Origin of the sequence: Rhodococcus sp. NPDC127527 (assembly GCF_042672245.1) — a bacterium.
Lineage (GTDB): Bacteria > Actinomycetota > Actinomycetes > Mycobacteriales > Mycobacteriaceae > Rhodococcus_G.
This window is the reverse complement of record NZ_JBHXVP010000001.1, coordinates 398,853-412,275: the sequence shown is the minus strand read 5'-3', so window position 1 is coordinate 412,275 and position 13,423 is coordinate 398,853. Positions and strand designations below refer to the sequence as shown.

Annotated in this window: 13 protein-coding genes; 8 read left to right on the top strand and 5 right to left on the bottom strand. The window is 69.4% G+C overall.

Annotated features, from left to right (window positions below; translation table 11 throughout):
* Positions 1–51 precede the first annotated feature (51 nt).
* Both rfbA and ACFVH2_RS01875 read left to right on the top strand, forming a co-directional pair.
* Positions 52–927, top strand: coding sequence for a glucose-1-phosphate thymidylyltransferase RfbA (rfbA, locus tag ACFVH2_RS01880; protein WP_378420996.1), 876 nt, complete (start codon positions 52–54; stop codon positions 925–927).
* 1 nt (position 928) lies between these two features.
* Entirely contained in the window at positions 929–1,510 is a 582-nt protein-coding gene (locus ACFVH2_RS01875) for a dTDP-4-dehydrorhamnose 3,5-epimerase family protein (protein ID WP_378420994.1), read from the top strand.
* A 1-nt stretch (position 1,511) separates the two neighbouring features.
* On the opposite strand, the gene ACFVH2_RS01870 is transcribed toward ACFVH2_RS01875, so the two are convergent.
* Both ACFVH2_RS01870 and ACFVH2_RS01865 read right to left on the bottom strand, forming a co-directional pair.
* Positions 1,512–2,117 (bottom strand): DUF4203 domain-containing protein, encoded by a 606-nt coding sequence (locus ACFVH2_RS01870; protein ID WP_378420992.1) that lies wholly within the window; start codon positions 2,115–2,117, stop codon positions 1,512–1,514.
* Between the two features lie 39 nt (positions 2,118–2,156).
* The gene (locus ACFVH2_RS01865) at positions 2,157–4,052 is read right to left on the bottom strand and encodes an alkyl/aryl-sulfatase (protein WP_378420990.1); all 1,896 of its coding nucleotides are present in this window, start codon (positions 4,050–4,052) and stop codon (positions 2,157–2,159) included.
* Between the two features lie 460 nt (positions 4,053–4,512).
* Here ACFVH2_RS01865 and ACFVH2_RS01860 point away from each other — a divergent pair, with 460 nt between their 5' ends.
* Positions 4,513–5,643 (top strand): S1C family serine protease, encoded by a 1,131-nt coding sequence (locus ACFVH2_RS01860; protein ID WP_378420988.1) that lies wholly within the window; start codon positions 4,513–4,515, stop codon positions 5,641–5,643.
* Between the two features lie 9 nt (positions 5,644–5,652).
* Here the strand turns inward: ACFVH2_RS01860 and ACFVH2_RS01855 are convergent, their stop codons facing one another.
* Positions 5,653–6,120, bottom strand: a complete 468-nt coding sequence (locus ACFVH2_RS01855) for a GtrA family protein (protein ID WP_378420986.1) — start codon at positions 6,118–6,120, stop codon at positions 5,653–5,655.
* 58 nt (positions 6,121–6,178) lie between these two features.
* On the opposite strand from ACFVH2_RS01855, the gene ACFVH2_RS01850 reads away from it, so the two are divergent.
* From ACFVH2_RS01850 to ACFVH2_RS01840, 3 genes are all read left to right on the top strand, one after another.
* Positions 6,179–7,630, top strand: coding sequence for an FAD-binding protein (locus tag ACFVH2_RS01850; RefSeq protein ID WP_378420983.1), 1,452 nt, complete (start codon positions 6,179–6,181; stop codon positions 7,628–7,630).
* Positions 7,630–8,391: a decaprenylphospho-beta-D-erythro-pentofuranosid-2-ulose 2-reductase gene (locus ACFVH2_RS01845; protein WP_378420981.1), complete on the top strand. Its 762-nt coding sequence runs from the start codon at positions 7,630–7,632 to the stop codon at positions 8,389–8,391. The genes ACFVH2_RS01850 and ACFVH2_RS01845 overlap by 1 nt, the downstream gene beginning before the upstream one ends.
* A gap of 107 nt (positions 8,392–8,498) precedes the next feature.
* Positions 8,499–10,337, top strand: a complete 1,839-nt coding sequence (locus ACFVH2_RS01840) for a galactan 5-O-arabinofuranosyltransferase (RefSeq protein ID WP_378421389.1) — start codon at positions 8,499–8,501, stop codon at positions 10,335–10,337.
* Positions 10,338–10,388: 51 nt separating this feature from the next.
* On the opposite strand, the gene ACFVH2_RS01835 is transcribed toward ACFVH2_RS01840, so the two are convergent.
* On the bottom strand, positions 10,389–10,823 hold the full coding sequence (locus ACFVH2_RS01835; protein ID WP_378420979.1) for a DoxX family protein: 435 nt from the start codon (positions 10,821–10,823) through the stop codon (positions 10,389–10,391).
* 95 nt (positions 10,824–10,918) lie between these two features.
* On the bottom strand, positions 10,919–11,389 hold the full coding sequence (locus tag ACFVH2_RS01830) for a MarR family winged helix-turn-helix transcriptional regulator (protein WP_378420977.1): 471 nt from the start codon (positions 11,387–11,389) through the stop codon (positions 10,919–10,921).
* A gap of 81 nt (positions 11,390–11,470) precedes the next feature.
* On the opposite strand from ACFVH2_RS01830, the gene ACFVH2_RS01825 reads away from it, so the two are divergent.
* Together ACFVH2_RS01825 and ACFVH2_RS01820 are read left to right on the top strand one after the other, a co-directional pair.
* A complete protein-coding gene (locus tag ACFVH2_RS01825) occupies positions 11,471–12,022 on the top strand; it encodes a carboxymuconolactone decarboxylase family protein (RefSeq protein WP_378420975.1) in 552 nt (183 codons plus the stop codon).
* A 131-nt stretch (positions 12,023–12,153) separates the two neighbouring features.
* Positions 12,154–13,383, top strand: coding sequence for a serine hydrolase domain-containing protein (locus tag ACFVH2_RS01820; protein WP_378420973.1), 1,230 nt, complete (start codon positions 12,154–12,156; stop codon positions 13,381–13,383).
* The last annotated feature ends 40 nt before the right edge of the window (positions 13,384–13,423 follow it).

The window sequence follows — 13,423 nt, the reverse complement described above, 5'->3', positions numbered from 1 at the left end:
GTCTAGCCAGCGTACCGACGGGTGGCGCGTGCCCAGTGCGACACTGGGCCCATGCGCGGAATCATTCTGGCCGGCGGGACGGGCTCGCGACTGCACCCGATCACCCTCGGGGTGAGCAAGCAGTTGGTCCCCGTCTACGACAAGCCGATGATCTACTACCCGCTGTCCACTCTGATGCTGGCCGGGATCCGCGACATCCTCGTCATCACCACGCCCGAGGACGCCGAGCACTTCCACCGGCTGCTCGGCGACGGCTCCCAGTTCGGCGTCGACATCGACTACCGGGTGCAACCGTCGCCGAACGGGCTGGCGCAGGCCTTCGTGATCGGCGCCGACCACATCGGCTCCGATTCGGCGGCACTGGTGTTGGGCGACAACATCTTTTACGGTCCCGGCCTGGGCACCCGGCTGACCCGCTTCCAGGGGCTGACCGGCGGCGCGGTGTTCGCGTATCAGGTGTCCGACCCCAGCGCGTACGGCGTCATCGAGTTCGACCGCGACGGCCGGGCGGTCTCGCTGGAGGAGAAGCCGAAGAAACCGCGCTCGCAGTTCGCGGTGCCCGGGCTGTACTTCTACGACAACGACGTGGTGTCCATCGCCCGTGGCCTGACCCCGTCCGCACGCGGCGAATACGAGATCACCGACATCAACCGCACCTACCTGGAGGCGGGCACGCTGCACGTCGAGGTGCTGCCGCGCGGCACCGCCTGGCTCGACACCGGCACCTTCGACTCGCTGCTCGACGCGTCCAACTACGTGCGCACCATCGAGCAGCGGCAGGGGCTCAAGATCGGCGTGCCCGAGGAGATCGCGTGGCGGCACGGCTTCATCACCGATGACGAACTGCGCGAGCGCGCCGAGCACCTGGTGAAGTCGGGATACGGCAACTATCTGCTCGGCCTGCTCGAGCACGGCAAGGACTGGTGACGTGGAGTTTCGGGAACTGACCATCGCCGGGGCGTGGGAGATCACCCCCCGGCAGTTCGGCGACGACCGCGGCACGTTCCTGGAGTGGTTCAAGGGCTCGGCGTTCGAGGCGGCGGTCGGTCGGCCGCTGGACCTACGCCAGGCGAACTGCTCGGTGTCCGCCGCGGGGGTGCTGCGCGGGGTCCACTTCACCGATTGCCCACCCGGACAGGCGAAGTACGTCACCTGTGTCAAGGGCGCGTTCCTGGACGTGATCGTCGACCTGCGGGTCGGTTCCCCGACGTTCGGGCAGTGGGACAGCGTGCTCATCGACGACGTGGACCGTCGGGCGGTGTACCTGTCCGAGGGCCTCGGGCACGCGATCCTCTCCCTCGAGGACGGCTCGACCGTGATGTACCTGTGCTCGATCGAGTACACCCCGACCCTGGACCGGGACCTGCACCCGCTCGACCCGGAACTCGCGATCGCGTGGCCGACGGTCGGGCGCGACGGGTCGCCGCTGCACTACCAGCTGTCCGAGAAGGATTCGGCCGCCCCGTCGCTGGCGCAGCTGGTGGCGGAGGGCGTGCTGCCGCGGTACTAGGTCAGGAGTCGCCGGTCACCAGTCCCGGCTGCCACGGGCGTTTCCTGGTCTCGATCCCGAGCTTGTCCGCGAAGAGGCGTCGTTGGACGATCCACCCCGCGACGCTGATCGCGATCCACGCCAGGGTCGAGAAGACCTGCTGCCAGCCCGGATTCGGATCCCGGAGGAACTCGAGCGGGGAGGCGGTGCGACCCAGCCCGTTCAGGATCATGCTCGCGCCCCCGATCGAGGTGAGCCACAGGAGGGCACGGGCCCGGTACTTGTCGGCGAGGAATGCCGCCGCGACCGCAACGGCGAGAACGACGATGGCGCTCAGGGCCCAGTTGTTGTCGCCGGGCTGAAGGACGTCGGCGGTTCGTGCTCCCGCCATCGCCCCGGCGAGCCCGCCGATGAAATAGGCGGAGAACCTGAACACCAACGACGTGACGACCCACGCCGTGACGGCTCCGACGAGCGCGAACAGGAACAGCGCGGCCAGCGAGGCATCGAACAGGTCCGCAATCAACCAGCCGAGCCCGAAGCCGATGGCCAGCACGGCCAGGTGCAGCGAACGGATGCCGTAGAAGCACAGCAGTGCACCGACCAGAATGATGACGATGCCGTTCATGGGCACTCCTCGATCGACATGCCGACTCGCCTCCAGGACTCAGGGCGTGACGATGGCGAAGTCCGGGTCGGGCGCGTCGAGGTAGCCGACCAGCTCGACCAGCCTGGCGACGTCACCCTCGGCCGTGACACTGCCGTCCGCGATCAGCTGGCTCAGGTCCGCTCCCCCGAGCAGGACGCGGTGCAGATCCCGATTCGACAGCGTGAACGCGGTGTCGGGCTCGGAGGTCTCGCCGTCGAGGTCGAAATGCACCAGCAACCCGTTGCGGAGGTGGGTGCGATGGACCAGGTCCGCGTCCTTGACCCGCCAGTCGATCGTGATGTCGGCCGACCAGGCCCGCGGCCCGTCGATGCGCAGCGCGATCGCGTCGAAGAGCTGCTCGACGCTGAGCGCACCCGCGATGTCCGGCGCGGCCGTCACCGTCGGCGTCCCGACGGGGCCGTGTCGCAGTTCGTAGGCACCCATCAGGAAGAAGTTGCGCCAGGTCCCGTTCTCGGAGCCGAAGCCGAGCTGCTCGAGCGTGTCCGCCTGCAGCGCCTTGGCCTCGGCGTTGTCGGGGTCGGCGAAGATCACGTAGTTCAGCACCTGAGCGACCCAACGGAAGTCGCCCTCGTCGAAGGACTTCCGCGCCTTCTCCAGGACGGCCTCGGCGCCGCCCATGAACTCGACGTGCCGCTTGGCGGACTCGGCGGGGGTGTGCTGCCACAGCGTCGCCGGGTTGCCGTCGAACCAGCCCATGTAGCGCTGGTAGATCGCCTTGACGTTGTGGCTGACCGACCCGTAGTAGCCGTGCGTGTGCCACGACTTCTCGACGGCAGGCGGCAGCTGGATGTCTTCGGCGATCTCGATCCCCGTGGCGCCCTGGTTGATCGCCCGCAGGGTCTGGTCGTGCAGGTAGCCGTAGAGGTCACGCTGGACGGACAGGAACTCGGTGAGCCGCTCGGTCCCCCACGTCGGCCAGTGGTGGGAGGCGAACAGCACGTCCGAGCGGCCCGCGTACCGGTTGATCGACTCGGTCAGGTACTTCGACCACACGTGCGGGTCGCGGACCAGCGCGCCGCGCAGCGTCAGCAGGTTGTGCAGGGTGTGCGTGGCGTTCTCGGCCATGCACAGCGCCCGCCGGTCCGGGAAGTAGAAGTTCATCTCCGACGGCGCCTCGGTACCCGGGGTGAGCTGGAACTCGATGCGGACGCCGTCGACCACCTCGGCCTGTCCGGTGTGATCGATGTCGACCGTCGGGTTGATCAGCGTGGGCGTTCCGGTGGAGGTCGTCGGGCCGAGCCCGGCGCCGACCGCGCCCAGCGGCCCGCGCGGCAGGGCCGCCCCGTACATGTAGGCCGCGCGCCGGCCCATCGCGGTGCCCGCGTACACGTTCTCGGCCACGGCGTGTTCGACGAACCCGGCCGGTGCCAGGATCGGGCAGCGACCCGCGTCGACGTCCTCCTGGGTGGTGACGCCCTTGACGCCGCCGAAATGATCGATGTGGCAGTGCGAGAAGATCACCCCGGTGACCGCACGATCCCCGCGGTGCTCGCGATACAACGCCAAGCCCGCCGCCGCCGTCTCCGCGGAGATGAGCGGGTCGATCACGATCACCCCGGTGTCGCCTTCGACCAGCGTCATGTTCGACAGGTCGAGCCCGCGGATCTGGTAGATACCGTCGGTGACCTCGTACAGACCCTGCATCGCGCACAGCTTCGACTGCCGCCACAGGCTCGGATGCACCGTCTCCGGGCACTCGTCGTCGAGGAACGCGTAGCCGTCGCTGTCCCACACCACGGCTCCGGACGCGTTCTTCACCACCCCGGGCTCGAGCGCGGCGACGAGTCCCCGTTCCGCGTCCTCGAAATCCTGCGCATCCCCGAACGGGAGCGCCTGTGCCGCATCGCTGTTCCGAGTCTTCACGGACGCGGCGGCAACATTCTGGTCAGACATGGAACCCCTCTCGCAAGACCACGCAGACCGGACGCATCGGTGCGCACTGAAGGTCCACGACACTGTCGACGGTTGTCACCTGACGAACCTGTCACCGTCCCCACGCCGCGGCGTCATCCGGCACGGGTGATATGCCCGCATCCGTGCCGCGGGGTCGATGCGGAATAACCGCGCGACGGAGTAGGTTGGACCGTGCGACACCGTCCGGACATACCCCGGGTACCACATTTGATTCGTCGCTTCGAGCGACCACTTGCCGAGAGGCGATATGGCGGGCGGTGTCGCCCCGAAACCGTCGGCGCGTCCCGTGCCGGCGGTTTCTCCGCACTTCCCTCCGACCGAAAACGCGCGTGCGCGACACGGCCCCAGTAGCGTCTGGGACACGACTGCGCAGGATTCGACCGGGGCGGCCGTGCCGTCGGACAGTCATGGCGGCGATGCCGCCGGATGCAGGGTGTGAATGGAGAGCACGGAGCGCGACCGACGGCCGCGGCGTCACCGTGGACTGAGCGTGCTGGTGATCGTTGCCGCGGTCGCGGGCTGCCTGCTCGTCGGCGGCCGACTCGGCCCCGGCTCCCCCACCCCGCCCACCCTGCCCGTGCCCGCCGCCGCGCCCGCGGTCGCGCCGACCCCGCTCAGCCCTGCTGAGATCCAGGCCCGGGTGGTGCCGACGCTCGTCACGATCAGCTCGGTCGCGGGCCCGCTCACCACCGCGGGCACCGGCATCGTGCTCACCCCGGACGGCGTGGTGCTGACCAACCACCACGTCATCGACGGCGCCACGGACATCAGCGCGACCACCCTGGTCGACGGCGCGCGCTATCCCGCCCAGGTGCTCGGCTACGACAAGTTCCGGGACGTGGCGGTGCTGCGACTCGACAACGCGGCGGGCCTGCCGACCGCCGGCCTCGGGCGGTCCGCGGACCTGCACCTGCACGACCCCGTCGTCGCGATCGGCAACGCGGAGGGCGGCGGGGTGCCGATGTCCGCACCGGGCGCGGTGGTCGGGGTCAACCAGTCGGTCACCGCGCGCAACGCCTCCGACGGCAGTCGCAACCGGCTCACCGGCATGATCGAGGTCGACGCCGACGTCCGTCCCGGCGACTCCGGCGGCCCGATCGTCGATGCGTTCGGCAAGGTCGTCGGCGTCAGCACCGCGGGCAACACCGGCATGCGTCCGACGCCCGCGCCCGGCGCCCCGCCGACGACGGGCGTGCCCGTGCCGGTCGAGTCCTACGCCATCCCGATCGACGACGCCGTCGCCCTGGCCGACCAGATCCGCGCGGGCCGGGCCTCCGAGACCGTGCACATCGGGCCCACCCCGCTGCTCGGCGTCGCGGTGACGGACGCGAGCGAGGCGCAGACCGGCGCCAAGGTGATCGCGGTGGGGGCCGGCAGCCCCGCCGAGCAGGCCGGGGTTCGGCGCGGGGACGTCATCGTCGGGTGGGGCGGCAACCCGATCCGCTCGTCGAGCGACCTGACCGTCGAGATGAATGCCCGGCACCCCGGCGACCGCATCGACCTCGCCTGGATCGACGAAACGGGGCAGCAGCGGACCGCATCGCTGGTGCTCGGCACCGGCGCCCCGTGACGCCGACCTCTAGTGAATCTTGAAGATCACCGCACGCTGGACCACGAAGTTGATCACCGTCGCGGTGCCCTGGGCGATCACGAAGGCGAGCGGCACCTTCCACCACTGGTCGGGGAAGACGTGGTACATCACCTGGTTGAGGCCGACCTGTACCGCGAAGGTCAGTGCGTAGAGCACCACCACCGCGACGAAGCGGGCGCGGCTGGGCTCTGCCTTGAAGGTCCATCGCCGATTGATGACGTACGCGGTGCTCGTGCCGGCTACGAAGCTGATCGACTTCGCGACCGCGACGGGCAGGCCGATTGCCAGACCCAGGACGTACAGTCCGAAATCCACCACCGCGGACAGCGCGCCGGTGGCGACGAACCGGACCAGCTGGGTCTTGAGGTCGACATCGGTGCCGCCCGGCTCGTCGACGATCGGCAGTTCGACGGGCAGCGGCAGATGGGGCTCGGGCGCGTGGGGGGTACCGGACACGGGTCGAGGGTAGGCGACCCCGGTGCGCAGTCGCGACCGACGGGTAACCTCTACACCGATGTCCACGACAGCTGAAGAGTCCCCGGCGGCCCTGCCGCAGCCGGCGCCTCTGACAACCCAGACCCGCACCCTCACCGGCTGGGGGCGCACCGCCCCGACCACCGCGGAGGTGCTGTCCACGCCCGACGTCGAGGTGATCGCCAGCGCTGTCGCGCAGGTCGCCGAGAAGAACGAGGGCAAGCCGTCCCACCTGCGCCGCGGCGTCATCGCCCGTGGCCTGGGCCGTTCCTACGGCGATCCCGCGCAGAACGCGGGCGGCCTGGTCATCGACATGAATGCCCTCAACCGCATTCATCGCATCGACCGGGACACCGGCCTCGTCGAGGTCGACGCCGGTGTGAACCTGGACCAGCTGATGAAGGCGGCGCTGCCGTTCGGCCTGTGGGTTCCGGTGCTGCCGGGCACCCGCCAGGTCACCATCGGCGGCGCCATCGGCTCCGACATCCACGGCAAGAACCACCACAGCGCGGGCAGCTTCGGCAACCACGTCGTGTCGCTGGACCTGCTCACCGCGGACGGCCAGGTGCGCAAGCTGACCCCGAAGGGCGGTCGCACCGACCCCAAGGGCGCGCTGTTCTGGGCGACGGTCGGCGGCATGGGCCTGACCGGCATCATCCTGCGCGCCACCATCAAGATGACGCCGACGGAGACCGCCTACTTCATCGCCGACGGCGACGTCACCAACTCGCTCGACGAGACCATCGCACTGCACAGCGACGGCTCCGAGGCGAACTACGAGTACTCGAGCGCGTGGTTCGACGCCATCGCCGCTCCGCCGAAGCTCGGTCGCGCCGCGGTCTCGCGCGGCTCCCTGGCCAAGCTGGACCAGTTGCCGGCCAAGCTGCAGAAGAACCCACTGGCCTTCGACGCGCCGACGCTGATGACCTTCCCGGACATCTTCCCGAACGGTCTCGCGAACAAGTTCAACTTCTCGGCGATCGGCGAACTGTGGTTCCGGAAGGCGGGCACGTACCGCGGCAAGGTCCAGAATCTGACGCAGTTCTACCACCCGCTCGACATGTTCGGTGAGTGGAACCGGGCCTACGGCTCCAACGGTTTCCTGCAGTACCAGTTCGTGGTGCCGCCGGAGGCCGTCGAGGAGTTCAAGAAGATCATCGTCGACATCCAGCGCAGCGGGCACTACTCGTTCCTCAACGTGTTCAAGCTGTTCGGCGAGGGCAACCAGGCCCCGCTGAGCTTCCCGATGTCCGGTTGGAACATCTGCGTCGACTTCCGGATCAAGCCGGGCCTGAACGAGTTCGTCACCGAACTCGACAAGCGGGTACTCGAGTTCGGCGGCCGGCTGTACACGGCGAAGGACTCGCGGACCACCGCCGAGACCTTCCACGCCATGTACCCGCGCATCGACGAGTGGATCGCCACTCGCCGAAAGTACGACCCCACAGGCGTTTTCGCCTCCGACATGTCCAGAAGGTTGGAACTGCACTGATGATCAACGCCGTGGGTAACCCCCAGACCCTGCTGCTGCTCGGTGGCACCTCGGAGATCGGCCTGGCCATCTGCGAGGAGTACCTGAAGAAGGCGCCGATGCGGGTGATCCTCGCCGCGCTGCCGGGCGACCCGGGCCGCGAGGGCGCCGTCGCGCAGCTGAAGGCCAAGGGCGCCACCGAGGTCGACGTCGTCGACTTCGACGCCCTGGACACCGAGTCGCATCCGAAGGTGATCGACGCGGCGTGGCAGAAGGGCGACGTGGACGTCGCCGTCGTCGCGTTCGCGCTGGACGGCGATGCCGAGGAGCTGTGGCAGAACCAGCGCAAGGCCGTGCTGGTCGCGAACGTGAACTACACCGCCGCCGTGTCCGTCGGCGTGCTGGTCGGCGAGAAGATGAAGGCGCAGGGCTTCGGCCGGATCATCGCGATGTCGTCGGTGGCCGGCGAGCGGGTCAAGCGCGCCAACTTCGTCTACGGCTCCACCAAGGCCGGCCTCGACGGCTTCTACCTCGGCCTGGGCGAGGCCCTGGCCCAGTACGGCCCGCGCGTGACGGTGGTCCGGCCCGGCATGGTCCGCACCCAGTTCAGCGCGCACGTCAAGGAAGCGCCGCTGACGGTGAACAAGGAAGATGTCGCCGCCCTCGCCGTGGCCGCGTCCGACAAGGGCAAGGAGATCGTCTGGACCCCGGGGCCGTGGCGCTTCGTGATGATGGGTCTGCGGCACGTCCCCCGCGCGATCTTCCGCAAGCTCCCGATCTAGGCAGCTCCGCTGCGCCTAAGCTTCCCGACGTGACGACCACCGCCGCCAGCACCGTCCCCGCCAACCCCGTCCAACCCGCACGCCGGGCGGTCGGAACCGCCGGAGAGATGGTGCTGGCGGCGGTCGTTGCGGCCGTGGTCGCCGCGGTCGGGCTGGTCGCCTTCTCGGTCGTGCACTGGCCCGCGTTCAACTCCTCCAACGTCACCCGCGCGCTGACCACCGTCGGTCAGGTCGTCACGATGGCCCTGCTGGCCGTCTCGGTGTGGCTGCTGCGCACCGGTCGCGCCCCCGTCCTCGCGAAGGCGCTGTCCTGGGTGGGCGTGTCCGGATTCGTCACCGTCACCCTCGGGATGCCGCTGGCCGCGACCAAGCTGTACCTGCACGGCGTCTCGGTGGACCAGGAGTTCCGCACCGAGTTCCTCACCCGGATGACGGACACCGCCCGCCTGCACGACATGACCTACGCGGACCTGCCGTCGTTCTACCCGGCTGGCTGGTTCTGGGTCGGCGGGCGGGTGGCGAACCTGCTGGGCTTGGCCGGTTGGGAGGCGTTCAAGCCCTATGCGATCGCCTCGCTGGCCGTCGCCTCGGTGATCGCATACGTGTTGTGGTCCAGGCTGATCCGCGCCGACCTCGCGGTCGTCGTGTCGCTCGCCGTCACCGCGATCGCGCTCGCCTACGCCTCCCCCGAGCCGTACAGCGCGGTGCTCGTGGTGCTGTTGCCGCCGGTACTGCTGCTGGCCTGGGGCGGGCTGCATCGCTCCCCGGGGTCCGGCGGCTGGGGCGCGATCGTCGGGACCGGTGTCTTCCTCGGCCTGGCCGCCACCTTCTACACGCTCTACCTCGGCTGGGCCGCCTTCGCCGTCACGCTGATGGCGCTGGTGGCGGCCGGGTTGGCATGGCGGGCACACGGATTCGCCGCGGTGCGAGATCCGCTGCTGCGGCTCGTCGCGGCCGGGGCGATCGCCGGACTGATCGCACTCGTGGTGTGGACCCCGTTCCTGCTCGAGCTGCGCCACGGGTCGCCCGCCGGTTCGGGCACCGCCACCCACTACCTGCCCGAGCCCGGGTCCACCCTGCCGCTGCCCATGTTCGACGCGTCGCTGATAGGCGCCCTGTGCCTGCTCGGCACGATATGGCTGGTCGGCCGCGCCACCTCCTCGCGGCGCGCCCAGTCCCTCGGCATCGGCGTCGTCGCCGTGTACCTGTGGTCACTGCTGTCGATGGCGTTCACGGCCGCGGGCAACACGCTGCTCTCGTTCCGGCTCGAGCCGGTGCTGCTGGTTCTGCTTGGCGCCGCAGGCGTTTTCGGCTTCGTGGACTTCTCCCGGTGGATCATCCTGGCGACCAGCGACAACCCGAGGATCAAGGCCGCGCTGGTGGCGGTCGGCGCGCTGGGCGCGGTGTCGTTCGCGCAGTCGATCCCGCACCTGCTGGCGCCGGAGATCAACATCGCGTACACCGACACCGACGGCGACGGGGTGCGCGCCGACAAGCGGCCACCGGGCGCCGCGTCGTACTACGCGGACGTCGACGAGGAGATTGCGGCGCATCGGCCCGGACCCCGGCACGACACCGTCGTGCTCACCGCGGACACCAGCTTCCTGAGCTTCTACCCGTACTTCGGCTTCCAGGGCCTGACCTCGCACTACGCGAACCCGCTCGCCCAGTTCGACCAGCGCGCCGCGGCGATCGGACGGTGGGCGGAGACGTCCGGTCCCGACGAGCTGATCCAGCAGATGGACGAAAGCCCTTGGCGGGCACCGGATGTCTTCGTCTTCCGCAAGAGCGACAAGGGCTACACGCTGCGGCTCGCCCAGGACGTGTACCCGAACGACCCGAACGTCAAGCGCTACACCGTGACCTTCCCCGAGAAGCTGTTCGACGACCCCCGGTTCGTGAAGACCGAGGTCGGGCCGTTCGTCGTGGTCACGCGCATCCGGTAGACACACGGGTGAGGAGAACCGAATGACGGTTCCCCTCAGCCTGACTTGTGGTCAGCCGCGGACGAGCGGCATGATCGCCCGCACCCGCGCGTCGCGCAGGTACAGCCCGCCCCACACCAGGACGCCGAAGTAGATCGGCGCCAGCGTCGTGCTGAGGATGGGCTGCTCGGTGAGCAGATTGGTCGCGACGGCACCGCCGAGGTACCCGGTCAGCAGGACCGCACCGAGGATGGAGGTCGCCGGGATCACGTAGAGGATCAGGCAGGCGGCCAGCACCACGCCGAAGACCCGGTTCAGGCTCGGGTCGAACCCGAGGTCGGCCATCGCGGTACGCACCTGCTCGACGTTCGCGATGTGGGTGAGCGAGTCGAACAGGAAGAAGAGCACGGCGAGACCGCTGACGATCCGGCCGGCGAGCCGCGCGCGCGGTGAGATCGAACCGGTTGCCGCCGCGGTGACGGTGGCGGTGGGGTGCGTGGTGGTCATGGCTGGCTCCTCGGGCCTGATGCTCCGCGCACGGTGCGTGAAGCTGTTGCCATGTAGACCCCCGACGTTCGCGAAACTCATCGCGGTACCGGTTTTCACCCGCCGAACCATGCCTGCGCGTCCAGCCGGAACACCTGGCCCGCGGTGACGGTGCGCAGGTCGTCCTCGAGGGCCCGCAGGCGACCCTGTCCGATTGTCGACGCCCAGTCGGCCTGAAGTTCATCGAAGATGATCGCCGAACGCCGCAGGCTGTCGATCCCCCGATCGGTGAGTTCCACCCGCTTGGCCCGCGCGTCCGACGGATCGGGCTGCCGCGCGACGTATCCCAGCGACTCCAGGCGGTCGATCGTCTTACCCGCTGCCTGCTTCGAGATACCGAGACGCCTGCCCACCTCGCTGGCGCTGGCGCCACCGAGCCCGACCGCCTGCATCGCGAAACCGTGGGCCGGCCGCATGTCCGGATGCCCCTGCTCGGCGAGCCTTCGATGGACCTCGTCGATCAACGACCGGAATCCGGCGAACAGCAGCAGGGGCAGTTCGAATCCCGGGCTCTCGTGCTCACTCATGCCGCACCCCTTGCGCAATATCGACAACCAGGTTTACGGTTTAGACAACCGCATTGTCTACTTTAGCCGAGGGAGCCCCCCATGTCGTTCACCGCGCACACCACCGCGACCGCACCCACCGCCGCCCGGCCGATCATGGCCGCGATCGAGCAGCAGTTCGGCTTCCTGCCGGCCGCGACGGCCCTGATGGCGGAGTCGCCGGAACTGGTGCAGGCCTTCGCCCGGGCGAACTCGCTGTTCGAGCGCGGCACCCTCACCCACCTCGAACGCGAGGTGGTGGTGTTCGCCATCGTGACCCGAAACGAGTGCCACCTCTGCGTCGCCCTGCACTCGGCCGGCCTCACCCGCGACGGGGCCTCGCCCGAAATGATCGCCGCGCTGCGCGAGCGCCGACCGCTCGACGATCCCCGGCTCGAGGCGCTACGCCGCTTCACCCTGGCCGTGCTTGACGGCGCGGGCGCGGTGGACGAAGACGGGATGCGCGGGTTCCTCGGCGCCGGCTTCACCACCAGGCAGGCGCTCGAGGTCGTGCTCGGCATCGGCACCTACACGCTGTCGACCTTCGCCAACCGGATGACGGCGGCGCCGCTGGACGAGGCGTTCGTGCCGTTCGCCTGGGAGGCCGTCGGGTAGCCGCAGCACCGATTCGGCCTCCTCGGCGTGTCACTCCCCTCATCATTGACGGCGACACTGGCGACACTCTCGGGATCCGGACGATCGACGGTCCCGTCCCGCGCCGTCGACCGCACCGAAGATCGAGGACGATGACCGAGCCGAGCACCCTCACCGACGACGCCACCGCATCCGGGCAGTCGCAGTCCGAAAAGCCTTCCCGCCGTGGGCGAATCCTGACCCGAACGGCGATCGCCGTACCGCTGACGGTCGCCGTGCTGGTCGCCGGTTCCTACGCCGCGACCGCCGCGCTCGACATCCCCGCACCGCCGACGCTGGCCCGGCTGCTCGTCGACGCGCCGTCGACACAGGGCGCGCTCTACCCAGCTCGGACCGTGCCCGCGACCCACCCGCGTCCGCTGCCCGCGTACCCGATCGCGTTGCCGGAGACCGTGCCGTGGAAGGGCGGGCAGATCCCGGTCGCCGAGTTCCTCGACACCACCAAGACGAACGCCTTCCTGGTGCTGCGCGACGGAGCCCTCACCCACGAGTGGTACCGCGACGGGGTCGGGCCCACGACCCGGCTGGCGTCCTGGTCCATGGCGAAGTCGGTGGTCTCGCTGCTGGTCGGACGGGCGATCGACGCGGGCAAGCTGAGCGAGGACGACCGGCTCGTCGACGTGCTCCCGGAGCTGGCCACCGGCGGCGAGTACGACGCCATCACCGTGCGGAACCTGCTCGACATGACCTCGGGTGCCGACGTGTCCGAGAACTACAACCCCTACTTTCCCCTGACCGGCACGGCCCGGATGTACCTCACCCGAGACCTCGACGCGTTCGTCCGCGACCACCGGAGCGTGCAGTTCCCGCCCGGCAGCAGGGGCGACTACCGCAGCGTCGACACCCAACTCCTCGGCCAGGTGCTCGCCCGGGTAGAGGGCAGGCCGCTGACCGACCTGCTCGCCGCCGACCTGTGGGGTCCCGTCGGCGCGGAGGACGACGCCACCTGGAATCTCGACCGGGACGGCGGGCAGGAGAAGGCGTTCTGCTGCATCAACGCCACCGCCCACGACTTCGCGAAGATCGGACAGCTGGTCCTCGACGGCGGCCGGGTCGGCGGCACGCAAGTCGTTCCGCCGGCGTGGATCTCGCGGATCAGCACCCCGGCGCCGCATCCGGTGGACAAGTGGGGCTACTCGGCGCAGTGGTGGCATCCCACCGGCGGCGACGGGTCCGACCTCTCCGCAATCGGGGTGTACGGCCAATACACCTACGTCGACCCGAGCACGCGCACTGTGATCGTCAAGCTCAGCGACTACGGGACCGAGCAGGACGAGCAGGAGACGTTCGGGGTGTTGCGGGCGATCGCGGCCGGCCGCTAGCGCGGGCGATCGACGGTTTCGGGGAGGAACGGTCGCAGCC